Origin of the sequence: Streptomyces sp. NPDC056948 (genome assembly GCF_042674225.1) — a bacterium.
Lineage (GTDB): Bacteria > Actinomycetota > Actinomycetes > Streptomycetales > Streptomycetaceae > Streptomyces > Streptomyces purpurascens.
This window is the reverse complement of record NZ_JBHUQX010000003.1, coordinates 1-23,578: the sequence shown is the minus strand read 5'-3', so window position 1 is coordinate 23,578 and position 23,578 is coordinate 1. Positions and strand designations below refer to the sequence as shown.

Sequence of the window (23,578 nt, the reverse complement as noted above, 5' to 3'; positions counted from 1 at the left end):
CGTAGGTGGACTCGCCGCTTCCAGGTGTCATGTACTCATGACTCCGCGATTGCCCGTTCACTGCAAAGACCCGCGGCGGTGATGACCCCAGCCGCGAGCCGGACCTTCACGAACCGTTGCTCCTTTCGTACGGCCATCCCCCCACGTACAGAACGGCAAGAGGACGACCATGAGTCACGCCCTACGCAGGTACACCGGTTCGCAGGCCATGGACTTCCTCAACGGTCCCTGGCGCGAGATGTATGCCAGGGACACGGCCGCTACGCCGTTCCAGTCGCCCGCCTGGCTCAGCGCCTGGGCGCAGCACCTCGCGCCGGCCACGACACCCATGGTCCTCGTCGCGATGTCACCGACGGGAAGACCGCTCGCCGCTCTGGCTCTCGCCCGTCACGACGACGGAGCCGACGCGCGCATCGTCCCGCTCTCGGCGCCGTACGCCGAATGCATCCGGCCCGTCGGCCCGCACGCGGACGACCCCACCGTCGCGGCGTCGTTCGTGTTCCATCTGATGCTGACCGAGGAGGAGGGCGAGGGCGTCAGCATGACGGACGTCCTCGCCGGGAGCGGCTTGGGGCGGTCTCTGACGCAGATCTCCCAGGGCGCCGGGTGGAACCGCGTCGACACCAAGTACCCACGCGTCCGCCTGCCCTTCGTCTATGCCGCTCTGTCCCGCTCCACACGGCGGGAACACCAGCGGCGGCAGCGCGCCTGGGACCGTGCCGCCGCCCACCACCGGGTGACATACGCCCGTACGCACCACCCCGAGGCCCTGCTGGACGCCCACGCCTTCATGGCGGCACTGCGTCCTGCCCGTTGGTACGACCCCCTGTTCTCCGGGCCGTCATCGGTGGGCGGCCCGGACCACTGGAGATCCGTCCTGCGTCAACTCGACCCGACGAGAACGTTCATTGCGACCCTGGCGGTCGATGACAGGGTGGTGGCGGCGCGGCTGTGCCTGACGCGCGGCCGGCACTGCTACTCCCTGGTGCCGGTGACGGATGCCGGGTACCGGCACCTCGCCCCGGACCACGCCCTGCTGCGGTACCTCATCGCGGACCTCGGGCGCAAGGGGTTCACCATGCTGGACCTGGGACGCACGCCTGCTCCCGAACAGGGCGGAGCAGGGCAGTACCAGCCCGAGTGGGGCTCCACCCTGTCGATCCTCACCGCACCGCACCTCGTGCCGGCCTGACCGTCCGAGGGACAGGGGCCGGCACGGTCCGCGGTCTCAGCTGCTCCGGGGGGAGCCGGTGGCCGACCTGCCCTGTGCGACGGCCTCTTCGAGGGTTTCCAGGGTGACGCCCGATTCGTTCAGCACCGTCGCGGCCAGGCCCCGGCCGATCTGGGTGAGTCCGAGCAGCAGATGATCGCAGTCGATCAGCGCCGAGGATCCCCCCTGCGTCGCCCGCTCCTCGGCGATGGCGATGGCCTTGCGGGAGAACGGGGTCCATGCGATGCGTTCCGCTGCCTGGGAGGCCCCCCAGCTGAGCCGTGACTCCACCGCCCGGTGGATCTTCTCCGGCGAGGCGCCCACCGTGCGGAGGAGGAGGATCGCGGCATTGTCCGGGACGTCGTCCGCCTCCGCGGTCAGGCCGTACAGCAGGTGCTCTGTTCCGAGGTAGTTGTTGCGGTGTTGTACGGCGGCCCGCTTCATGTGCGTCATGGCCTGTTGCAGGCCCTCGGTCAGCATCTCCGGGGTGTACCGCTTGTGCGGCGCGTGGAATCGCTGCTGAACCGCCTGCCGGGTGACGCCGAGGGACGCGCCGATGTCCGCCCACGAGACACCGTGCATGCGGCAGTGCTCGACGTAGTCCTCCACCAAGTCGTCGGCGAGTGCCTGGAGTTGGCCGGAGATGCCGGCAGCCACCGTCAGCAGCGCCAGCCAGTCGGGCTGGTCCTGCACGCCGGGGCGATGGGCCGAGTCGCACGTCCGGTCCACTTCGGCGATGAGGTCGTCAAGGTCGGGAAGAGTCATGAGGCAAGTAGCTCTTGACAGTTGATGGTTTGTCAAGACCACCTTGCGTCCAGCGACATGGCCGTGCCGGTCTCCGGCTGAGGCGGGAGGGGGGCGTGGAGCCGTCCGGCGGTCGGCGTGCCTGAATCTTGACCCCTCGGAGCGCGTCGTGTTCGATTCGGTGAACATTGTCGTGCGGTTCGTCGGGGAATGCGGAGCACATGCATGCGTCTGGCTCTCTTCAATACGTGCGGAAAAATGTCGGACGAGCTTGTTATGAGCTTCAACGGTCTCGCTCCGGACGAGTATGTGAAGTCGCGGACTCCGTTTCGTTTCCGGGCTTTCGGAACGGCTCGGGTCGAGAGCGACGAGATTCTCTGGCAGGAGGATTCTTCGTTCCTCCAGAGCGAAACCGTGAACCATTATGCGGGCGGGATCGAACGGCGCTTCGGCCCGCTTGAAAAGCCGGTGCGTGAGTTCGCCGAGGAACTGGTCCGCGATCCCGGTGTGCGCAAGCTCGTCGGGAGCGACGACTTCGTCATCGGCTGTCACCAGATCCGTATCGTCGCTGGTGACGGTCAGGTCGGCTGGCCCGCTCCGGAGGGTTTCCACCGGGACGGATTCGACGGCATCGCGGTGACCGTGGTTGCCGCCGAGAACGTGAGTGGCGGTATCTCGCTCGTCCGCGAAGGGGACGGAGAGGGGGATGTGCTGCTGGACCGGGTGATGGCTCCCGGGGAAACGCTGTACCTCGACGACCGCAGGGTCGTGCACTACGTGAGCCCCATCACTCCGAAATTCCCCGACGCCTCCGCACACCGGGACGTGATCGTGGTCACCTTTGACCTGACGAGAGAGCGGGAGTCGAACGCGTGAGCATATCCGAATACGCCATTCAGCAGTGGCTTTTCGACGAGGCGCGAGGCCGGTACGACATTGATCTGGCGGAAAGCGGTGTGCAGTTCCGGCTCCTCCGGGATCTGGAAATACAGCCGGATTGGGAGCTCGACTACAGCCTCGACCGCGGCCGGCCGCAACTGCGGGGTGCGATCGCGGAGATGTACGGCGGCCACGACGGGGCCGTCTCCGCCGGGCACGTCGCCGTGACACACGGTGCACAGGAGGCGCTCTACCTGCTGTACCGCACGCTGCTCCGGGCCGGTGACCACGTGGTCACCACCAGCCCCGGCTGGCAGCAGGCCTGGGAGGTGCCCCGGCACATCGGCTGCGACGTCACCGTGCTGCCGTGGCCGCCCGGCGAACGTTTCGACATCGAGGCGCTGCTACGGGCCCTGGGGCCGCGTACTCGGATGATCACCCTCAACAGCCCCGGGAACCCGTCCGGTTGCGTGCTCGACCCCGACGACTGGGCGGCCGTCATGGAGGTGGCGGCCGAGCGGGGCATCTGGGTGGTCAACGACGAGGAGTACTTGCTGGACTTCGATAAGTCGGTGGTCCACCGCCACTCCCGGGCCATCTCGGTCTCCGGTCTGTCCAAGGTGTTCGGGATGCCCGCCCTGCGGCTCGGATGGGTGGTCGCCGCCGGCGATGTCATCGAAGGAGTCGTCAACTACAAGCGCTACACCACGGTTTCCAACTCCCTGGTGTGGGAGCGGGCGGCCGAGCTCGTGCTGCAACGCCGCGCCGAGCATGTGGACCGCTTCCGGCGCCTGGTGGAACCCGGTCTGCGCACCCTGCGGGACTTCGCGGGGCGGCACACTGACACCGTGCGGCTGGTCCCGCCGCAAGGCACCCCCTTCGCCTGGGTGAACACCCTGACCGAGGCCTCCTCCCGGGACATCGCCGAGCGGCTGCTGGAGCAGCACCGGACGCTGGTGATGCCGGCTGAGGTGTTCGGTGCCGAAAAGGCACTCCGCGTCAGCTTCGCCCGACCGGCGGAGGTTCTCGAGGAGGGCCTGGAACGGCTCGGCAAGGTCCTCGCCGACGTCGGCTGATCGTGGGGAACGCATGCCGGTGACCGGACGGATGGACGCTTCCTTGTCCCGTGGACGGGACGAGAGTGGCGTGAAGCCGCCCGGAAACGTGGCGGGGCCGGGTATCCCGCGATGCCCGGCCGGGCGGGGTGGCTAAGGGGCGGTGGCGGTCGGCAACCGGCCTGTGAGTGGGGAGACGCCACCCACGGCCGCGGTGGCCGAAGCCGGCCGGTCGGCGATCCTTCTTCCGTGGCCGGAGCGATTCACCAGTGGCGTCGGGTGATCACCTCGGCGAGCGACGCGAGCGTCCGGGCGCCCTCGGGTTCCGGATCGGCTTCGGCCAGTGCGGCCAGTGCTCTGGCGCGCTGCCGTTGTGCCTCCTGTTCCGCCCAGGCGCGCCCGCCCGCCCGGTGGATCAGTCGGGCCGCCTCGAGGATCTCGGCCTCACCGAGCGGCCCGGTCCCCGAGGTGTACAGCTCGGCCAGCCGCCAGGCCTCGGGCCCGTCCGCGCACAGCGCGGCCACGACCGGCAACGACTTCTTGCGCCGCCGCAGATCAGCCCCGACCGGCTTGCCGGAGACCGCGCTGTGACCCCAGATGCCCAGCAGGTCGTCGACGAGCTGGAAAGCCAGACCCATGTGGTGTCCGAACCGGCGCAGGGCGTCCGTCCGCCGTGGTGCCGCCCCTGCCGCCAGCCCGCCCAGCGCACATGCACTCGACAGCAGCGCGGCCGTCTTCCCGGCGGCCATGACCAGGCATTCGTCGAGATTCACATCCGAGCGCTGCTCGAAGGACAGGTCCGCGCTCTGCCCGGCCACCAGCGAGAGCAGCGCGTCGCACAGCTCCAGGAGCATCGTGCGGTCCTCGGCCAGCACCTCCATCGCCACCACCAGCAGCGCGTCTCCCGTCAGCACGGCCTGAGCGTCGCCGAACAGCGACCACACCGCCGGGCGTTTGCGGCGCAGGGCGTCCCGGTCCATGAGGTCGTCGTGCACGAGTGAGAAGTTGTGGACCAGCTCGACACCGGCGGCCGCCGGGACCGCTTGTTCCGGATCGGCGCCCATGGCCTGCGCGGAGGCGACGACCAGCGCTCCCCGGATCCCCTTGCCCCAGTCGCCGGCGGCCGGGTTGCCCTCCCGGTCCTGCCAGCCGAAGTGGTACTCCGCCACGGCACGGGTCGGCTCTGGCAGTCGTCGTACGGCCTTCCGCAGGGCTGGTTCGGTCAGTTGCCGGGCCTGGGACAGCAGGCCCCACACATCCTGTTCGGCACTGATCGCGGTCACGGGCGCACGTCCATCAGGTCGGCTTCCAGGTAGCTGCCCGGGTCACCGTCCGGCGAGCCGGACGCGTAGCGCTGCGTGCGCCGCGACCAGTCGAGATTGCCGCGCATCCACGACCGCATCCCCGCCAGACAGGGACGCAGCCACGATGCGTTGCCGGAGTGCTCCCGCAGCAGGCGCTCCTCCGCGGCCAGGAACGTCTTCGTACGCTCCGCGATCGCGGCGCCCACTTCCTCCAGCGCGTGGCGCTCGTCCAGTCGGCGGTGGTGCTCCACGACGAAGACGAGGTTGTGCACCTCGCCCAGGGAACGCTCCTTGGAGAGCGAGTAGACGTCGTTGACCCAGCACACGACGTCGCACGCGGCGTCCAGCGCGGTGCGGAACGCGGGCGCGGTGTAGGTCTCCGCCGGAACCTCGACGCCCTCCACGATCTCGATGAGGTCCATGCACACGTAGATGGCGCCCGTGTGTCGCCGGTTGGCGATGTAGGAGCTCTCGGACGGCACGGCTCCGCGCATCCGGTTCTCGCCCTCCCAGGCGGTGGCCGTGGTCAGGCAGAGCTCCAGGTGGTCTGCGAACCTGCGGCGCCAGGCCGGCGATGCCCGGCCCGCCGTGCGGCGCCACAGGTCCGCGAGCGCGTCGGCGGCCGGGGGCAAGGGCGTGTCCGGCCGTGCGGCCGGATCGTCGAGTATGCGCCGCATCAGCCGGACCGCCTGCGCCATGCGCTCGGGGGAGCGGCCGAAGTCCCCGTCGTCCAGTTGGTCGTCCACCAGGAAGAGCCATGCGAACCACTCGGCCATCAGCTTCAGCGTCTCGGCGTCAGCCGTCGGATAGACGAGCGCCGCGAACCATCCGAAGTCCGCCCGTCCGAAGCGCTCCCGGGCGCGGGGACCGCGGAGAAGGCCCGTCTCCCGGGTCCAGACCGCCAAGCGCTCACGGGCCTGTGCGGTGTGCGGGCTGACCGAGAAGGGGAAGGGGCAGGCTACGTCGATCACAGCAGCTCCGTGGGTGTGGGGGTGGGGGTCAGCGGTGGGCGAGGCGAAGGTGGACTCCTCCTCGGGGATGCAGCGTGATCAGCGGCTCCGGCTCCACGATGGGCACCCCGTCCGGCAGCAGCAGGCGGTGTCCGCGCGCCACCGTGGCGAGCGCCAGCGTCAGTTCGGCCAGGGCGAAGTGCTTGCCGATACACACGCGCCGGCCGCTGCCGAAGGGGATGTACGCGTGCTTGGGCCGCGCGGCCACACGCTCCGGCGCGAAGTTCTCGGGGGAGAACCGCTCCGGATCCGGCCAGAACTCCGGGTGCCGGTGCAGCAGATAGCTGTTGAGGAGCACGTTGCTGCCGGCCGGGATGCGGTATCCGGCTATGACATCCTCTTCACGCGCATGCCGCATGGTCTGGTAGGCGGGGGAGTAGATGCGCAAGGTCTCGTCGATGACCCTGCGGGTGTAGGTGAGCCGGGGCAGGTCCTCGAACCGCGGGACGCGCCCCCCGAGCACCGCGTCGACCTCGGCATGCAGCTGTTCCTCGGCCTGCGGATGCCGCGCCAGCAGGTAGAACGCCCAGGACAGGGTGTTCGTGGTGGTCTCGAAGGCGCCGATGCAGAGGTTGAGCACCTCGTGGTGGAGCTGTTCCAGGTCCATTGCGTTGCCGTCGTCGTCCACGCTGTGCAGGAGCAGCGTCAGCAGGTCCGGCTCGGATGCGTCCGCCCGGCCGGCGTCGTCACCGCTCAGCCGCTCGCGGATCACGCCTGAGACGAAGTGGTCCATGTCCTCGATGGCGCGACGCAGCCGGCGCCGGCGTGGGGTGGGCCAGGTCAGCGGTGGGAAGGGGAACCGGAAGAACGAGCCGAGCACGGTGTTGGCAGCGGCGAAGGCGCGCTCGAACGCCTGGGCGGCCCGGCTCACGTCGGCGCTGAACAGCGACCGGTTGACGATCCGCAGCGCCAGCTGGCCGATCTCGTCGGTGACGTCCAGTACCTCGTCGGCGGGACGCGGCCGGCGCTCCCAGCGCTCCAGCATGCGCACGGTCTCGCTCGTCATGTTCTCGGCGAACCCGGCGACCGTACGCGGTGTGAAGTGGGGTGCCATCATGCGCCGTTGCCGGCCCCACTGCTCCTTGTCGGTGATGGAGATCAGGCCGTTGCGGAGCACGGGCCTGACCACCTTGAAGATGGTCGCGTCCTTGTCGTAGCGCTCTTCCCCGTCCACGAGGATGTGCTGGATGTGGTCGGGGTGGTTGGCCAGGACCATGGGGACACCGAGGGGACTGAACCGGAACAGATCCCCGTGGCGGCGGATGTTCTCGGCCAGGAAGCCCAACTGGTCCCTTTTGAAGGCGAACGCGCCGCCGAACAGGTTCTGGGCACCGGCGACGGGAAGTTCTCGCGGCGTCATGATGCAGCGGCTCCGTGGGAGTGGGGGAGGAGGTGGACGGTGGACGCGGGGGTGCGGCGCTTCGGCGTCGGGGCGGGGTTCCTCCGGTCCTGGCCGGTCACGGCGCCTGCTCCTGCCCAGGGCCGCGCGGACCGGCGAGAAGCCGTACTCCGGGGCCCGTCATCAGCGTGGTGACCAGGGCGACCAGGGTGAGCATGGCGAACATCTCGCCGTCGATGAGCCGTGCCTCGTGGCCGATGCCCAGCACCACCAGCTCGGTGAGTCCACGTGCGTTCATCAGCAGGCCGAGGGTCGTCGCTTCCCTGCGGCCCATCCCGCAGAAGTGGGCGGCGAGGGCGACACCGCCGGTCTTGCTGAGGACCGCCACCACCATGAGCAGGCCGCCGACGGCCAGGGTCTCCGCGGTGAAGGGCAGGTCGCCCAGATCCACCGACAGACCGAAACCCAGGAAGAAGAACGGAAGGAGAAGGTGTGCCATGGTGCCGAGCGGGGGGACCACGGAGGTCTCGGGCGGCACGGCCGTCGGCCAGGCGAGCCCGAAGAGGAAGGCCCCGATGAGCTGGTGGACTCCGAGCAGGGCGGTGATCCCCGCCGAGGCCGCGACACCGACGACGGCGATCATCAGCACGAACGCGGCCTTCGGCGGCCGGTCACGTTGGACCAGGTAGCGGGCCAGCCCGGCGCGTACCGGCCCGAGAAGGACGACGGTTGTCAGCACCGCGAGAAGCAGGGACCGCCACAGGGAGGACATGTCACCGCCCTGGGCGAGGAGCAGGGTGGCAGTCAGCAGCAGCCAGCAGATGCCGTCACCGATGGCGGCGGAGAAGAGACTGAGGCGGCCCGTACGCGTTCCGATGAGGTTCAGGTCGGTGAGGATGCGCGCGAGGACGGGGAAGGCGGTGATGCTGATCGCGCAACCGAGGAAGAGGGCGAACGTGAGACGGTCACCGGCCGCGCCCGTGAAGCGCGGGGCCAGCGGCAGGGCGAGGACGCATCCCGCGGCGAACGGCAGCACGAGAGAGGTCAGGGCGATCAGACCGCTGTCGCGACCTGCTCGGTCACGGCTGTTGCGGACGACCTCCTGGCCGACACCGAACATGAAGAGGACGAGCCCGAGCTGGGCCAGGGCGTCGATCGCGGTGACCACGGCCTCCGGGAAGAGCCAGTCCCGGACCGACGGGGCCAGGCGGTCCAGCACCGTCGGGCCCAGCGCGATGCCCGCCAGGAGTTCGCCGACGACCTGGGGCTGGCCGAGGCGGGCAGCGAGCAGGCCGGCCAGCCGGGCCGCGCACACGACCACCGCGATGGCGAAGAACAGCGCCGCGGCCGCATGGTTGTCGGTGCTCGCAGCCCCCGTGCGGACCGGGCGCGAGCTGTGGGACACCAGGAGCACCGTGGCGGCCAGCAAGGGCAGAACGACCAGCAGGCCGTAACCGAGCGCTCGACGGTGGGACGGGGAGGACGCTCCGCCGTCGTCAGCGGATGACTTGGATCTGTGGTCCTTCTCGACAGCACGTTGCGTCACGTTCACCTCGTCCGTGGGAGCCGGAGGGGCCAGGAGCGCACAGCGCTGCAACCGGCCTGGGCAGACGCGTCGTTGAGGATTGAGCGGGACCGCGGCGCTTGCCCGACGAAGCGTGAAGGTAACGAACGGCCCGCGTCGGGGTCCAGGAATGTGCCGACGGACGGTGCCCATGGACGGTGCCTACGGACATGCCGACGCCCACGTCGTCAGTCACACGGACGACGTGGGCGTCGACGAGGGAGAACCCCGCCGGCGAAGCGGGCCGGAGGCCTGGAACCCGGTCGCTCCCGGGAGCCTCCCGGGCTGCGCCTAGGCGTTCTCCGTCACGGGGACGGCCTTGGCCGCGCGGCGTTCGGCCGCGGTGAGCAGCAGGGTGGGCGCGGTGGCGAGGACCGCCGAGGCGAGCACCCACCAGAAGGTGGTGCCGAAGGCTGCGGCCTGTGCCGACGGGCTGCCCGCGGAGCCCAGTTGGTTCTGCAGGACCACCGCGAACAGAGCCGTACCCGTGGAGCCGCCCACGCGCTGGAGGATGCCGATCTGGATGGTCGCGTCGTTGACCTTCGCCGGAGGGACGACGCGGTAGGCGGCGGTGGTCGCGGGGATGGCGCACGCCCCGATCCCGAAGCCCCGGGCGACCATGGCCAGGCCCAGGAACCAGTAGGAGGAGTCCGACTCGATGACCAGGAAGGGGATGGTGGCGACGGTGCTGACCGCACCGCCGAGCAGCGCGGCCCTCCCACTGCCCAGTTTGTCCGTCAGCCGGGCGCTGACCATCATCGCGAAGCCGGCCCCGATGCCCTGCGGGATCAGCAGCAGACCTGTGGTCACGGGGTCCTCGCCACGCACGATCTGGAAGTAGAGCGGCATCAGGATGACCGATCCGAAGACCGCGGAGCCTAGGCAGAGATTGGTCAGCTGGGCCGCCGAGTAGAGCTTGTTGCGGAACAGGCGCACGTCGACGAGGGGTTGCGCGGCCCGCAGCGCATGGAAGACGAAGACCGCGATCAGGGCGGCGCCGATCGCGAGCGAGACGAGCACCTGCGCGTCCGCCACGCGTGCGGTCGTACCGATCTCCGCGAGACCGTAGGTGAGGGCCGCGAAACCGAGGGACATCAGAACCAGGCCCGGGACGTCGAGCCGCCCGCCCTGCTGTGCGGTGTCCGCGGGAACCAGCCGCTGGGCGAGTACGACGGTCAGCACGCCGATCGGCACGTTGATGTAGAAGATCCAGTGCCAGCCCGCGTGTTCCACCAGGGAGCCGCCCAGCACAGGACCGAACACCGGGGCGAGCAGGGTCGGTATCCCGCTGATGCTCATGACGCGGGCGAGCCGCTCCTGACCCGCGAGCCGCACGATGATCATCGTGGCGATCGGCAGGGCGAGCCCGCCGGCGGCGCCCTGGAGCGCGCGGAAGGCGATCAACTGCTCGACGTTCTGGGCGAGTCCGCAGGCCAGTGAGGCGACGGTGAAGGCGGCGATGGACACCACGTACATCCGCTTGGCCCCGAAGGTGGACGCGGCCCAGCCACTCGCCGGGATCACGGCCGCGAGCCCCAGGAGATAGGCCGTGACCAGCCATTGGATCGTGGCCAGCGATGTGTCGAGGCTGCCGGACAAGGACCGCAGGGCCACGTTGACGATCGTGGCGTCGAGGTACGTCATGACCGAGCCCAGCACGGTCACCAGGACGACCCGGCGTAACACGGGCGGGAAACGCAGGGGCGTGGGGGGAGAGGCGTTCATACGGGATCCGCTTCCTTGCGTGTCGGCGGCAAGCAGGACTCGGCAATGTTTGATTGACAAATCGAGCTTGTCAAGGACGCCTTGCCATTCGGAGTCGGTTGCGCATCAGAGGTGCGGGTGGGGCTGATGCGATGTCAAATGCCTTTGCGGGAGCGCGAGTAGTCACCATCCGGCCATCCTTCCGGTCGGATCGAGCCATTGATCGGCCTCCCGTGTTTGACGGACCGACATGCCGTTCCGGTGCCCGGAGCTGTGAGTTGGTGTGTTCTTCCCACCCAACATCCGGCGTTGCTCTAATCGATTGCCAGTACGAGCCAATTCGAGGGCGGCTCAAGCGGCGTGCAACACGGGGGAGTTCACGGTGATCCAACGGCCTTCTGACGACTTTCACCTGGGGATGAGGCGCCTCGCCGGTGGCGTCTGTGTGATTACGGGAAGCACGGACCGTGGTGAACCTTGCGGGCTCACGGCAACCGCCGTGTGCTCGCTCACGGCGGATCCTCCGTCACTCGTCGCGTGCATCAACAAGAACACCCGCCTCGGGGAGGCCGTCCGGACCGCCCCGACATTCGCTGTCAACGTATTGTCCGCCCTCCAGCTGCCCGTTGCCGAGGCGTTCGCCGGTCTGATCTCAGGAGTATGGGGCGAAGCCCGCTTCTCCTACGGTGAGTGGCGCGAGGAACGGCCCGGTGTGCCCTTGCTCGCGGATTCCCTGGCCGCTTTCGTCTGCGAACTCGACCAGGTTGTCGACCGCTCCACCCATCTTCTGCTGATCGGTCTTGTCGTGGAGGTGCGCCTGGCCTCGCACGCATCAGATCCGTTGCTGTATGTGGACCGTCAGTTCGTTCAGTCGACTCACAAGGTGGACTCCCCATGACTCCCTGGACCGATACGTCGGCCACCCGATCGCCCGCCTTCACCTCCGCGCTGCGCGGCTTAAGCGACGAACTCTCGGCGCACGGCTTCACCTCCGATTCCGCAGCCTCACTTCTCGGTGCGGCCGGCGATACGGACCTGCTGCGCAACTCCGCGCTCTACTCTCTCTGGTCACGGCACCGGGTGAACGAACTCGCCGCCGACTCGGCGGGCGTACTGACAGAGTTGTTCGTCAGGAACGGCGAGATCGCACCTGCGGTGTACGAGCAGCGGATTTCCCGCACCCTGCGGTCCGCATTCGACGCCCTCGAGCTAGTGCAGGACGCCGGCGGAAAGATAACCGCTCGTGCCTCCATCTCTCCGCTCGGCTCGGCGTATTACCTTTCGGACCGGTTGTTCGAGTGCCGGGCGGAATCCGACGGATACCCGGTCATGGCCAAGAAGGCCGAAGGCGACTTCGACCCGGTGATGCCGCCGCACGCAAGCACGCTGCTTCTGCTGCAGAACACCGCTCCCCGCGGAAATCGACTCCTCGACGTGGGCACCGGATGCGGTGTCCTGGCGCTGCACCGCTCCGACCGTCATGCGTCCGTGGCGGGCATGGACATCGATCCGCGAGCAGTGGCCTACGCCCGCCTGAACGCGCTCATCGCCGGGCGCGAAGCAGCCTTCGAGGTCGGCGACTTCCGTGCGGGACTGGAGGAGTTCGGCCCTGTGGACCACGTCCTCTTCAATGCGCCGGGCCGCGCCTCCGGCACGGCGGACCAGTCCGGTGAGACGCCCGTTCTCGACGCGTCGGACCTGGTCAAGGATGTTGTCGCGAGCCTGCCCAAGGCGCTGGCCGCTCCGGGCGGACTGGCCGAGATCCTCGTCATCGTCCCCGTGCCCCATCGCCTGCAGGGGGCCGAGGGCGTGGTGGCGGAGTGGCTCGGTGGTCTCACCCCGCTCGCCGGGCTGAAGGTGGCCGAGGTGGCCGACTCCGCCCTCAGCGTCCCCGCCGACGCCATCGACCGGCTCCGCATCCAGCCCGGCTGCCTGCTCGCCGACGATCGCGCGTCAGCGGAGTCGCTGGTGAGGTCCCTCAAGCGGGCCGGCATCCGCAACGTCGCCCCGGCCATCGTCTCGATTTCTTCCTGAGCGGGCCCTGATTCAGCACAGTAATATCGAACGGGGGATTCCCATGAACGTACGACGTCCCGGTGTTTCTTCGGTGAACGTCCAGAAGAGACGCACCAGTCTGACATTTCCACGGGCCGTTCCGCTGGAGGCCTGGATCTCGATCGGCGTCGAAATATTCTCCATCACGGACGCCTCGTCCTGGTGGCTCGGCGACTGGCTCATCTACGGGCAGAACCGGTATCCGGACCGGTACAAACGAGCAATCGAGGCGAGTTCGCTCCACTACAAGACACTGCGGAACTACGCCTGGGTGGCACGGAAGTTCGACGTGTCCCGTCGACGGGACACGCTGAGCATGCAACACCACGCCGAAGTCGCGGCCCTGACCGAGGAGGAACAGGAGCTGTGGCTCGACCATGCCGAGCAGGGGGGATGGTCCGTCACCGAACTGCGCCGGAATATCAAGGAAAGCAAGGCGACCGGTGACAGGATCCCGGCCGTAACCCCGGCGACGGTCACGCTCAAAGCGCCGGCCGACCGAATGCAGCGCTGGGAGGAAGCCGCGAGCAGAGCTGGAACGTCACTCGACGACTGGATTCAGCGAGTCCTCGACAGGGAAGCGGTCGAGCTCCTTCAGCATGGTGATCTTGTCGGCTTCGGTCAACGCCCCCTGGCAGTCTGAGCCTTGACGTCCGAGAAGGGCCATAAATAGCATCCGCTGTCGCTGGTCACAGCCTACTTCGGCGTGTGGAATGAGGTATCAGGATGGGTGAAGGCGAATACTCCGTCGTGGTCAACCACGAGGAGCAGTACTCGGTCTGGTCAAAGGAAATGGAATTGCCAGCGGGATGGCGTGAGGCGGGATTCAGTGGTCCCAAGGAGGACTGCCTCGCCCACATCGAGAGCGTCTGGAGCGACATACGACCGTTGAGCGTGCGGAAGTCCGTCGCAGCGAGCACGGCTCAGGAGGGCTGAGCGGAAATGCCGGATCGGTCTCTGCTCCATGAGTTGGTTTCCGACCAATCGCGGTTTTCTCCCGAATCGGTCGCCGTGGTCTGCGGGACGGAACAGATCAGCTATGGCGAACTCGACGGGCGCGCTGTTCGACTGGCCCGCTTCCTGCGCGAGCGGGGAGCCGGACCGGAAACCGTGGTCGGGCTGTGCCTGGAGCGGGGGATCGACCAGGTCGTGGCTCTGCTCGCCGTCATGAAGGCGGGCGCTGCCTACCTGCCGCTGGATCCGGCGGACCCGCCGGACCGCGTGGCCTTCATGCTCGCGGACGCCGGAGCCCCCCTCGTCCTGAGCCGATCCGGCATCACTTCCCCCTGGCCCGACGGTCCGTGGAGGGTGGTCGACGTCGACGACACCGCGGACGAGGTCGCGCGGTGCTCCTCGGCACCCCTCGACACCCGCGGCGACGCCGACAACGCCATCTACGTGATCTACACCTCCGGATCCACCGGTACCCCCAAGGGTGTCGTCGTCCCGCACCGTGCCGTGGTCAACCTCGCCCGGGCGCAGCGCACGCTGTACCGGCACGGTCCGGGGGAGCGCGTGCTCCAGCTCGCCCCGGTGCGGTTCGACGCCAGCGTCTTCGACTTCTGTCTCGCCTTGTGCAACGGCGGCACCCTGGTTCTGCTGCCGCCGGACACTGTCGGTTCCGGTGGCGACCTGTTGCACGTACTGGAGAAATACGAGGTCACCACGGCCGCCGTACTCTCCGCCGCGCTCCAGTCCATGCCGCGGGCCGAACTCCCGCGGCTGCGGCAGCTGATCTCCGGTGGTGAGGCCGTACCGCCGGAAGTCGCCGACCACTGGGCGAAGGGACGCACCTTCGTCAGTGCCTACGGACCCACCGAGGCCGCGGTCATCTGCACCAGCGGCGAGGTGTCGCCGCCGGTCCGCGACTATCCGCCGATCGGCGTCGCCTTGCCCGGCACCACCGTCCATGTGCTCGACGCGGACATGCGACCGGTCGCAGCGGGCCGGCGAGGCGAGATCTACGTCGGCGGCGCCCAGGTCGCCCGAGGATACGTCGGCCGCCCGGCCCAGACGGCGGACCGCTTCGTGCCGGACCCCTTCTCCGACCAGCCCGGCGCCCGGCTGTACCGCACCGGGGACTTCGGCAGCCGCTCCGAGGACGGCACCGTCACCTTCCTCGGCCGCGTGGACGACCAGGTGAAGATCCGGGGCTTCCGCGTCGAACTGGGCGAGGTCGAGGCGCACGTCCTGGCCCACCCTGACGTCCGGGAGGCCGCGGTCTCGGCGCGCGAGGACACGCCGGGCGACAAACGGCTGGTCGCCTACGTGGTCGCCGCCGACGGCGCTCTGTCGGAGTCACGGCTCCGGTCCGACCTGCGGGACCGGCTGCCCGACTACATGGTGCCCGCCGCGGTGGTGGTGCTCGGCGAACTGCCGAAGACGGCCAGCGGCAAGGTGGATCGGCAGGCACTGCCCCGGCCGAGCGGCAGCCGGGCCGAGGACGCCGGCACCCACGTCGCCGCCCGGACCCCCGCCCAGCAGACCATCGCCGCCATCTGGGCGGAGGTCCTCGGCGTCGAACGCATCGGCCTCGACGACGACTTCTACGACCTGGGCGGTCACTCGCTGCTTGCCGCCCAGGTCATGGCCCGGGTACGGGAGGCGTTCGGCGTCGACCTGCAGATCTCCGCGCTGCTCGACGGGCCGGACGTGGCCCGCCTCGCCGCACGGGTGGAGTCCGCCCACACGAACCGCACGGACGGATCCGGACCCGGTGACACGGACGGGCCCATCCGGTTCTACGACGGTGATCTGGCGCGCGAACAGGAGCTGCCGCTCTCGTTCGACCAGGAACGGCTGTGGTATCTGAGCGAACTGGCGGCCGGGCAGCCCTTCTACAACGTGGCGCTCGCCTTCCGGCTCCGCGGTGAGCTCGACGTGCCGCGGCTCACCCGGGCGCTGGACGTTCTGGCCGAGCGGCACGCCGTGCTGCGCACGTCGTTCGCTCGCGTCGACGGCGTGCCCCGACAGGTCGTACACCCGGCTGCCCCCGTGCCCCTGGAGACCGTCGACGTCCCCGACCTCGACGCGGCACGCGAAACCACCCGCACCTGGCTGTTGCGCCCCTTCGATCTGGAAACGGCACCGCCGGCCCGCTACGGGCTGCTGAGGCTCGCGGACGGCGAACACGTCCTGCTGTTCGTGGTGCACCACATCCTCGCCGACGGCTGGTCGATGTCCCTCCTGTGCGAGGAGCTCTCCGCCCTCTGCGGCGGAGTCGAACTCAGCCCGCTCGACCTGCAGTTCGCCGATTACGCGCGCTGGCAGCGGGAGCGGCTGGAGAGCGGGGCGCTGGACGGGCAGCGTGCCTACTGGAAGGAGCGCCTCGCGGGGCTGGTCCCGCTCGAGGTGCCCACGGACCACCCGCGGCCCGCGGCGCTCAGCTACGCCGGGGACCGGCTGACGTTCGCACTGCCCGATGACCTGGTCGAGGAGCTGGAGGCCACCGCCAAGCGTGCGTCGGCGACGCTCTTCACGGTGCTGCTCGCCGCCTTCGACGCGCTGCTCAGCCACTGGTCGGGGCAGTCGGACATCGCCGTCGGAGTCCCGGTGGCGGGCCGGTCGTACCGCAGGCTGGAGTCCCTGATGGGCTTCCTCGTCAACACCGTGGTGCTGCGCACCTCCTGTGACGGCGACCCCACGCTCGCGGAGCTGCTGGACCGGGTGCGGGCCGACGCTCACGCGGCCTTCGACCACCAGGAGCTGCCGTTCGAGAAGCTCGTCGAGGAACTCGCCCCGGCCCGGGACCTGAGCCGCAACCCGCTCGTCCAGGTCCTCTTCCACGTCGCCGGCGCCCGCGAGGCCGGAGCGGGCGGGCTCGACCTGCCCGGCGTCGCGGCCGAGCCGTTCGAGGTGGACGTCCTGACCACCCGGCTCGATCTGGAGATGCAGGTGGCCCAGGACGCCTCCGGCGCCTGGTCGGGACAACTCGTCTACTCCACCGAGCTGTTCGACGAGCCGACGATGCGCCGGCTGTGGGCGCGGTACGTCCGCGTGCTCCGGCAGTTCGCGACCCGGCCGGACCTGCCGCTGTCCGGGCTGAAGCTGCTGTCCGAGGAGGAGCGGTACGACGTCGTCTCCGGGTTCAACCGAACGGAGCACCCCGTCCCCGGTCTCGCCCTGCACCAGCTCGTCGCCGCACAGGCACGGCGTACCCCGGACCGCGTGGCGGTCGTCCGGGGTGACGCCTCGATCAGCTACGCGGAGCTCGACGCCCGGGCCGACCGGCTGGCCTGGACGCTGTATGAGCACGGACTGCGCCCGGACTCCGTCGTGGGCGTGTGCCTCGACCGCGGCATCGACTCGGTCGTCGCCCAGCTCGCCGTCCTCAAGGCCGGCGGCGCCTTTCTGCCGCTGTCCCCGGGCGACCCCGCGGAGCGACTCGCCTACATGATCGGTACGGCGGGCGCCTCTCTGGTCGTCTCCGCGCCGGACGTCGCCCAGGACTGGGCGACGCCGGCCGGGTGCCAGGTTGTCGACGTGCACACCGCGGGGGAGGAGCGCCCAGGGCCGCCGCCGGTCGCGGTCGGCCCCGACCACTGCGCCTACGTCATCTTCACCTCCGGCTCCACGGGCCGGCCCAAGGGCGTCATGGTGCCGCACCGCGGCATCGTCAACATCGCCCTGTCCTCGGCACGTACCTGGGGTGTCGAGAGCGGCACCAAGGTGGGCCAGGCGGTCTCGCCCGTCTTCGACGTGTCGGTGCTCGACGTCTACGTCGCGCTCGTCAGCGGGGCGGAGCTGCACCTGGCGACCGCCGACGACACCTCCGGGCCCGGCCTGGAACGGTTCATCAAGAACTCCGGCATCGAGATCATCCAGACCGTGCCCGCCCTGTGGTCCGGCCTCGACCCGGACTCCGGCGTGCGGCTGCCCCGTCTGGTCATCGGCGGCGAACATCTGCCGGCGCAGACCCTCCGCCGCTGGACGGGACGGATCGAGACCGTCCACCACGTCTACGGGCTGACCGAGCTGTCGGTCATCTCGACGCAGGCCACGTACCTCACCGCGGACCTCGGGGACGACGACGCGGCACTGCCGATCGGCGGCCCCGTCGACAACACCCGGGTCTACCTCCTCGACGACCGGCTCCAGCCGGTCCCCGTCGGAACCCGGGGTGAGATCTGCGTCGGCGGCACCGGCGTGGCCCGTGGGTACGCCGGACAGCCCGCACTCACGGCGGAACGGTTCGTGCCCGATCCCTTCGACGGCCGGCCCGGCGCCCGCCTCTACCGCACGGGCGACTTCGGCCGCTGGACCGCCGACGGTTCGGTGGAGTTCCTGGGGCGTGCCGACGATCAGGTGAAGGTCCGCGGCTTCCGGGTCGAACCGGGCGAGATCGAGGCCCAGTTGCTCCGGCACCCCGGGATCCGCGAGGTAGCGGTGATCACTCGGGAGGACACCCCGGGAGACCGGCGCCTGGTCGCCTACGTCGTCCCCACCGGACCGTCTGTCGCCGAGCAGGAACTGCGTACCCACGTCCGCGACCGGCTGCCGCACTACATGGCCCCTTCCGCGTTCGTCACCCTGACCGAGCTGCCGAAGACCACCAGCGGCAAGGCCGACCGCCGCGCCCTGCCCAGGCCTGCGGCACCGTCCGCCGAGGCCGCTGCCGTACCACGCCCGGCTGCGGCCGGGTCGGCGGTGCAGGGGGTGGTGGCCGGGGTCTGGGCCGAGGTGCTGGGTGTGGAGTCGGTCGGGGCGCAGGACAACTTCTTCGATCTGGGCGGGCATTCGTTGCTGGCGGCGCAGGTGGTGTCGCGGCTGCGGAGTGAGTTCGGGGTCGAGTTGGAGTTGTCGGCGCTGTTGGAGAGCCCGACGCTGGAGGAGCTGTCCGGCCGCGTCGAGGCCGCCGGCGGCCAGGTGGAGAGCGTTTCGGCCGGGTCGGCGGTGCAGGGGGTGGTGGCCGGGGTCTGGGCCGAGGTGCTGGGTGTGGAGTCGGTCGGGGCGCAGGACAACTTCTTCGATCTGGGCGGGCATTCGTTGCTGGCGGCGCAGGTGGTGTCGCGGCTGCGGAGTGAGTTCGGGGTCGAGTTGGAGTTGTCGGCGCTGTTGGAGAGCCCGACGCTGGAGGAGCTGTCCGGCCGCGTCGAGGCCGCCGGCGGCCAGGTGCAGGGCGCCGGCCCGGCTCGGGTCTTCCACGGAGACCTCGTCGGCCGCACCGACCTGCCGATGTCCTTCGGCCAGGAGAGGCTGTGGTTCCTCGGCGAACTCGCGCCCCACCAGCCCTTCTACAACGTAGCCCTCGGCTTCCGGCTGCGCGGCACCGTCGACGTGGCACGCCTGTCCCGGGCACTGACCACCGTCGCGGAACGGCACACCGTCCTGCGCACCACGTTCGGCCGTGTCGGCGGTGTGCCGCGCCAGCTTGTGCGCCCCACGGCCCCGGTCGACGTCCAACTGGTCGACGTGTCCGGCGCCGACGAGGCCCGGTTGCTCGGCGAGCGGTTCGGCCGCGACCTGTTCGACCTCGGTGCCGACCAGCTCCTGCGCGCCGGCCTGTACCGGATCGGCGCAGACGACCACGTGCTCGTCATCGCCTCGCACCACATCGCCGCCGACGGCTGGTCCCTGTCGGTGCTGACCGATGAACTCGAGACCCTGTACGCCGGTGGCGAGCCCAGGACCTTGGACGTCCAGTTCGCCGACGTCGCCGAGTGGCAGCGCCGCAGGTTGCACGGCCCGGTCCTGGAGGAGCTGACCTCCTACTGGACCGAGCGGCTTGCCGGTCTGGAGCCGCTGGAACTGCCCACCGACCGTCCGCGGCCCGCCACGCTCAACTACGTCGGCCACAGGATCGACTTCACCGTGCCGGCCGACCTGGTCGCCTCCCTGGAGGGCGTCGCGAAGCGCGGCTCGGCCACCCTGTTCATGGTGTTCCTCGCGGCCTTCGACGCGCTGCTCAGCCGCTGGTCCGGAGCGTCTGACGTGGCCGTGGGCGTACCGGTGGCCGGACGGTCGTACCGGGAACTGGAGCACCTGATCGGCTTCTTCGCCAACTGGCTGGTGCTGCGCACCAACTGCGAAGGCGACCCGACGTACCTGGATCTGCTGGCCCGGGTGCGAGAGAGCGTGCACGGTGCGCTCAACCATCAGGAGCTGCCCTTCGAAAAGCTGGTCGAGGAACTCGCCCCGGTCCGGGACCTGAGCCGGAACCCGCTGGTCCAGGTGCTCTTCCAAGTGGTCCAGCCGACCGACTCGGGCTCGGCGGCCGCCGCCCGGCTCGACCTGGACGGCCTCGATGTGAACCCGTTCCACCTCGACCTGGTCACCACCCGCGCCGACGTGGAGCTCCACCTCATCGAGGAGGACGACGGCGACTGGCACGGGCTGGTGGTCTACTCCGCCGACCTCTTCGACGCGGTCACGATGCGCCGCCTGTGGGACCGGTACCTGCTGATCCTCCGCCAGATCGCGCACGAACCCGCGCTGCGCCTGTCCCGCCTCGACCTGCTGACCGAGGAGGAACGGCACCTGCTCGCCGACACGTTCGGACGGCGGGACACGGACCTGCCCGCGCCGCTCGTGCAGGAACGCGTCGTCGAGCGGGCGCGTTCCGCCCCCGGCGCGCTCGCCGTGGTGGCGGGCGAGGAGAGCCTCACCTATGGCGAACTCCTCGACCGGGCCGGCGGTCTCGCCGCGGCGCTCGTGAAGCACGGTGTCGGCCCGGAAACGGTGGTCGGAGTCTGCGCGGAGCCGTCCGCCGACTCCGTCGTCGGACGGCTGGCGGTGCTCTTGGCCGGTGGTGCCGTACTGCCGCTGGACCCCGCCGCCTCCGCACAGCGGCGCGAACGGATCATGCGGGAGGCGGGTGCCGACGCCCTGCTCACCGAAGCCCCCGCCGACGGGGCGACGCCGTGGACGCAGCTCCACCTCCGGGCGCACACCGGCGGCGCACAGCCGCAGGTGCCCGTCGTCGGCGGGAGTACCGCTGCCGTCACCGTGGCACGCGGCGGCACCCGGATGCCGTTGTCGCACCACGCTCTCGCCGCCCGGGTCGCGGGATGCCTCGACGCACACGGCCTGACGTCCGAAGACCGCCTGGCACTCCTTCCGGACGATGCGCACACCGACTCGGATGTCCGGCTGTGGGCCGCCCTCGCAGTCGGGGCCACCGTGTTGATCGGCCCCGACCGGACCGAACGCACCGCACAGGGCTCCGCCGCCTGGCAGGCCGGCCACGGCGTCACGGTTGCCGTCCTCGACCCGGCGTCGGCCAGGGACCTGTCGTACGGCCCGCATCCGGGGGACACGGCGCCGCGGCTGGTGATCACCAGGGGCCGCGGGCCGGAACCCCGGGGCGCCTCCCCGTCCTTCGAGGTGGCCGACGAGTACCGGCCCGACGAGAGCGGACCGGTCTGCGCCAACGGCCGACTCGTCGGCGGCCTGCGAGCCCATGTGCTCGACGAGGAGCTGCGGCCCGTGCCGATCGGCACCACCGGACAGGTGTACGTCGCCGGCCCCGGTCTCGCCCACGGCTACGCGGGCCGCGCGTCGAGGACGGCGGCCGCGTTCGTGCCCGACCCGTTCTCCGGCGTACCCGGCTCCCGGATGCTGGCCACCGGCGACCGCGGCCGCTGGAACAACGACGGCACCCTGACCGTCTTCCCCGCCGCTCCCACCGCCCCCCGGGCCACGGCGGCCCGCAACCGGATCCAGGAGGCCGTGGCCGAGGTCTGGGCCGAGGTCCTCGGCCGTGGCTCGGTCGGAATCTACGACGACTTCTATGCCCTCGGCGGCGACGAGGAGCGAGCGGCCGCCATCTCCAGCCGGCTCACAGCCCGGCTCGGACTCTCCATCGAGCCACGCATCGTTCTGGAACGCCGGACCATCGCCGAGTTCACGGCCGACGCGCGCGTCAGGGCCGGGGCCTGAAGCCCCGCCGCGCCCCAGGAAGGAAGAACACCGTGCCGAAATTCGAGATCGACGAGATATCCGCAGCCGACGTCGGCGGCTTCTGGGAACGCTACGTACTGCCGCGCAGGCCAGTCGTCATCCGCGGGATCTACGCCGACCAGCCCATCGCCGAGGCGGCGACGCTCGACGGGGCGCGCCGGCTGCTGGGCTCCATGCCGGTCCTGGTCCAGGACGAGTACACCCGGCAGATCGACTACACCCGCAAGGAGGCGGCGGAGGCGAAGCAGAAGGCCCCCGACCCGGTCCTCAGCACGCTCGCCGAGTACCTGGACGGATACGGCTCCCAGGAGAAGAGCCGCAAGGTGGTCACGGAGTGGGACCTGCCCACGGACCTCCTGCAGAGCTTCAGCCTGCCCGAGTTCTGCCGGCCCACGACCCCGCACCACAGCCTGTACCTGCACTCCTTCATCGCCGGTCCGCACAACTGGGCACACCTGCACTTCGACATGGACCAGCGGCACGTGCTGCTCGCCCAGGTCTTCGGCAGCAAGGGCGTGGCGCTGTTCCCGCCCTCGTCGTCCCCCTGGCTGCACCCCTTCGGCAACTTCGGGTCGATCTCGCTGCAGGTCATGGAGCCGGAGGAGCGCCAGAACTTCGTCGAGCTCGCCGGCGGCGCCTACACGGTCATCCACCCGACCGACGCCATCTACATCCCCCCGCTGCTGTGGCACTACCTCGACTACCTCGACCTCGGTGGCTCCTTCAACGTGCGCTTCGGCCGGAACCCGTACAGCAAGTTCCTGTCCGTGGAGAACTTCCTCGCCGACCAGTACCTCCAGGCGGTGGCGGAGCCGTTCGCGGGCATCGCGCCGGAGGCGGAGCCGGACGCGGCGCAGCGCGAGGTTCTCGAGGAGGTCATCGAGGCGTTCAACCGGGACTACGACTCCCGGCACGACAAGTACCGCGCGATGCGCCAGGTCTTCCGTGACCTGCATGTCAGGCAGGGCCTGACGCCCGAGCTGCCCCTGTTCCTGTTCCCGCTCGACGACGAGACCGACTACTACGACGAGATGCGGCTCAACAGCAACTTCCTGTACCGGCCCGGCGTGCGCACCTCGATGGAGGCCATCACGACGCCGGAGCCCGCGGCGTCGCCGGCGCAGCTGGCCTCGCTGGACAAGGCCGTCGCCGCCAAGGGATATCCGGGCCCGCTGCTCGACAAGGTGCTGTTCAACAAGTTCGGCAGGACCTCGCTCTCGGACCTCAACCGCGAGGAAGCGTCCCGCCTGCTCGCCTTCCTGCGTTCGCCGTCCGGCGCCGTTCCGGCGGTGGCCATGACCAACCAAGGAGCATGATGCCCTCCATCGGTACCGACGCACTGCGCGCCAGCGTCCGCGAGGTCGTGCTCCGGCTCGCGCCCGACCGGCCGGCGGAGGCGCCCGCCGAGCTGCTGCTGCGGGAGGACCTCGGCTACGACTCCCTGGCCCTGGCCGAACTGGCCTTCGCCCTGGAGGAGATCTTCCAGCTGCCGCCGCTGCCCGGCGAGGAGACCGCCGACATCAGCAGCGTGTCCGACCTCGAAGCCCTCGTCGCCGGCCTGGCCGAGCGGGGGGGCACGACGTTCGACGAGGAGCGCGTGCGCAAGGAACTGGCCCGCCTCACCCCGCAGGGCGCACCGGCGGAGGAGCAGGACGTCACGTGAAGAGCACCCATCGGCACAACCGACGGGATCTCATCGGGCTGGCCTGGCAGTCGGGCCGTGGGAGCACGGCGCTGCTGTTCCTCACCATCGTGATCGGCGGCGTCGGACCCGCCGTCTTCATGCTGCTGGTCGGCGTCGCGGTCGGCCGGCTGC

16 protein-coding genes are annotated in these 23,578 nt (G+C 70.0%); 10 read left to right on the top strand and 6 right to left on the bottom strand.

The window, feature by feature from the left end:
- The first annotated feature begins 169 nt into the window (after positions 1-169).
- Entirely contained in the window at positions 170-1,192 is a 1,023-nt protein-coding gene (locus ACFTZL_RS00825; RefSeq protein ID WP_382576538.1) for a GNAT family N-acetyltransferase, read from the top strand.
- Positions 1,193-1,228: 36 nt separating this feature from the next.
- On the opposite strand, the gene ACFTZL_RS00820 is transcribed toward ACFTZL_RS00825, so the two are convergent.
- Positions 1,229-1,975: a Clp protease N-terminal domain-containing protein gene (locus ACFTZL_RS00820; protein WP_382576536.1), complete on the bottom strand. Its 747-nt coding sequence runs from the start codon at positions 1,973-1,975 to the stop codon at positions 1,229-1,231.
- Between the two features lie 204 nt (positions 1,976-2,179).
- On the opposite strand from ACFTZL_RS00820, the gene ACFTZL_RS00815 reads away from it, so the two are divergent.
- Both ACFTZL_RS00815 and ACFTZL_RS00810 read left to right on the top strand, forming a co-directional pair.
- On the top strand, positions 2,180-2,830 hold the full coding sequence (locus ACFTZL_RS00815) for a 2OG-Fe dioxygenase family protein (RefSeq protein WP_382576533.1): 651 nt from the start codon (positions 2,180-2,182) through the stop codon (positions 2,828-2,830).
- Positions 2,827-3,909, top strand: a complete 1,083-nt coding sequence (locus ACFTZL_RS00810; RefSeq protein WP_382576530.1) for a pyridoxal phosphate-dependent aminotransferase — start codon at positions 2,827-2,829, stop codon at positions 3,907-3,909. The genes ACFTZL_RS00815 and ACFTZL_RS00810 overlap by 4 nt, the downstream gene beginning before the upstream one ends.
- 242 nt (positions 3,910-4,151) lie before the next feature.
- Here ACFTZL_RS00810 and ACFTZL_RS00805 read toward each other — a convergent pair whose 3' ends face one another.
- The 5 genes from ACFTZL_RS00805 to ACFTZL_RS00785 all read right to left on the bottom strand — a co-directional run bounded on the left by ACFTZL_RS00805 (position 4,152) and on the right by ACFTZL_RS00785 (position 10,830).
- Complete coding sequence (locus tag ACFTZL_RS00805; RefSeq protein ID WP_382576528.1) at positions 4,152-5,171, bottom strand: polyprenyl synthetase family protein; 1,020 nt, start codon at positions 5,169-5,171, stop codon at positions 4,152-4,154.
- Positions 5,168-6,163: a terpene cyclase gene (locus tag ACFTZL_RS00800; protein WP_382576525.1), complete on the bottom strand. Its 996-nt coding sequence runs from the start codon at positions 6,161-6,163 to the stop codon at positions 5,168-5,170. Before ACFTZL_RS00800 ends, ACFTZL_RS00805 begins: the two co-directional genes overlap by 4 nt.
- Positions 6,164-6,191: 28 nt before the next feature.
- Positions 6,192-7,562 (bottom strand): cytochrome P450, encoded by a 1,371-nt coding sequence (locus tag ACFTZL_RS00795; RefSeq protein WP_382576522.1) that lies wholly within the window; start codon positions 7,560-7,562, stop codon positions 6,192-6,194.
- Between the two features lie 97 nt (positions 7,563-7,659).
- A complete protein-coding gene (locus tag ACFTZL_RS00790) occupies positions 7,660-9,087 on the bottom strand; it encodes a cation:proton antiporter (protein ID WP_382576521.1) in 1,428 nt (475 codons plus the stop codon).
- 309 nt (positions 9,088-9,396) lie between these two features.
- Positions 9,397-10,830: a DHA2 family efflux MFS transporter permease subunit gene (locus ACFTZL_RS00785; protein WP_382576518.1), complete on the bottom strand. Its 1,434-nt coding sequence runs from the start codon at positions 10,828-10,830 to the stop codon at positions 9,397-9,399.
- Positions 10,831-11,227: 397 nt separating this feature from the next.
- Between ACFTZL_RS00785 and ACFTZL_RS00780 the strand changes: the two genes are divergently transcribed.
- From ACFTZL_RS00780 to ACFTZL_RS00750, 7 genes are all read left to right on the top strand, one after another.
- Positions 11,228-11,707, top strand: coding sequence for a flavin reductase family protein (locus ACFTZL_RS00780; RefSeq protein ID WP_382576620.1), 480 nt, complete (start codon positions 11,228-11,230; stop codon positions 11,705-11,707).
- Entirely contained in the window at positions 11,704-12,843 is a 1,140-nt protein-coding gene (locus ACFTZL_RS00775) for a methyltransferase (protein ID WP_382576516.1), read from the top strand. The genes ACFTZL_RS00780 and ACFTZL_RS00775 overlap by 4 nt, the downstream gene beginning before the upstream one ends.
- A 43-nt stretch (positions 12,844-12,886) precedes the next feature.
- Positions 12,887-13,507 (top strand): LmbU family transcriptional regulator, encoded by a 621-nt coding sequence (locus ACFTZL_RS00770; RefSeq protein ID WP_382576513.1) that lies wholly within the window; start codon positions 12,887-12,889, stop codon positions 13,505-13,507.
- An 83-nt stretch (positions 13,508-13,590) separates the two neighbouring features.
- Positions 13,591-13,800 carry an MbtH family protein gene (locus ACFTZL_RS00765; RefSeq protein ID WP_382576510.1) on the top strand — a complete coding sequence of 70 codons (210 nt, stop codon included), beginning with the start codon at positions 13,591-13,593 and terminating at the stop codon, positions 13,798-13,800.
- A gap of 6 nt (positions 13,801-13,806) precedes the next feature.
- Positions 13,807-21,741 (top strand): amino acid adenylation domain-containing protein, encoded by a 7,935-nt coding sequence (locus tag ACFTZL_RS00760; RefSeq protein ID WP_382576508.1) that lies wholly within the window; start codon positions 13,807-13,809, stop codon positions 21,739-21,741.
- A 32-nt stretch (positions 21,742-21,773) separates the two neighbouring features.
- Positions 21,774-23,078: a cupin-like domain-containing protein gene (locus ACFTZL_RS00755; RefSeq protein ID WP_382576506.1), complete on the top strand. Its 1,305-nt coding sequence runs from the start codon at positions 21,774-21,776 to the stop codon at positions 23,076-23,078.
- A complete protein-coding gene (locus ACFTZL_RS00750) occupies positions 23,075-23,425 on the top strand; it encodes a hypothetical protein (protein WP_382576503.1) in 351 nt (116 codons plus the stop codon). The genes ACFTZL_RS00755 and ACFTZL_RS00750 overlap by 4 nt, the downstream gene beginning before the upstream one ends.
- Positions 23,426-23,578 lie beyond the last annotated feature (153 nt).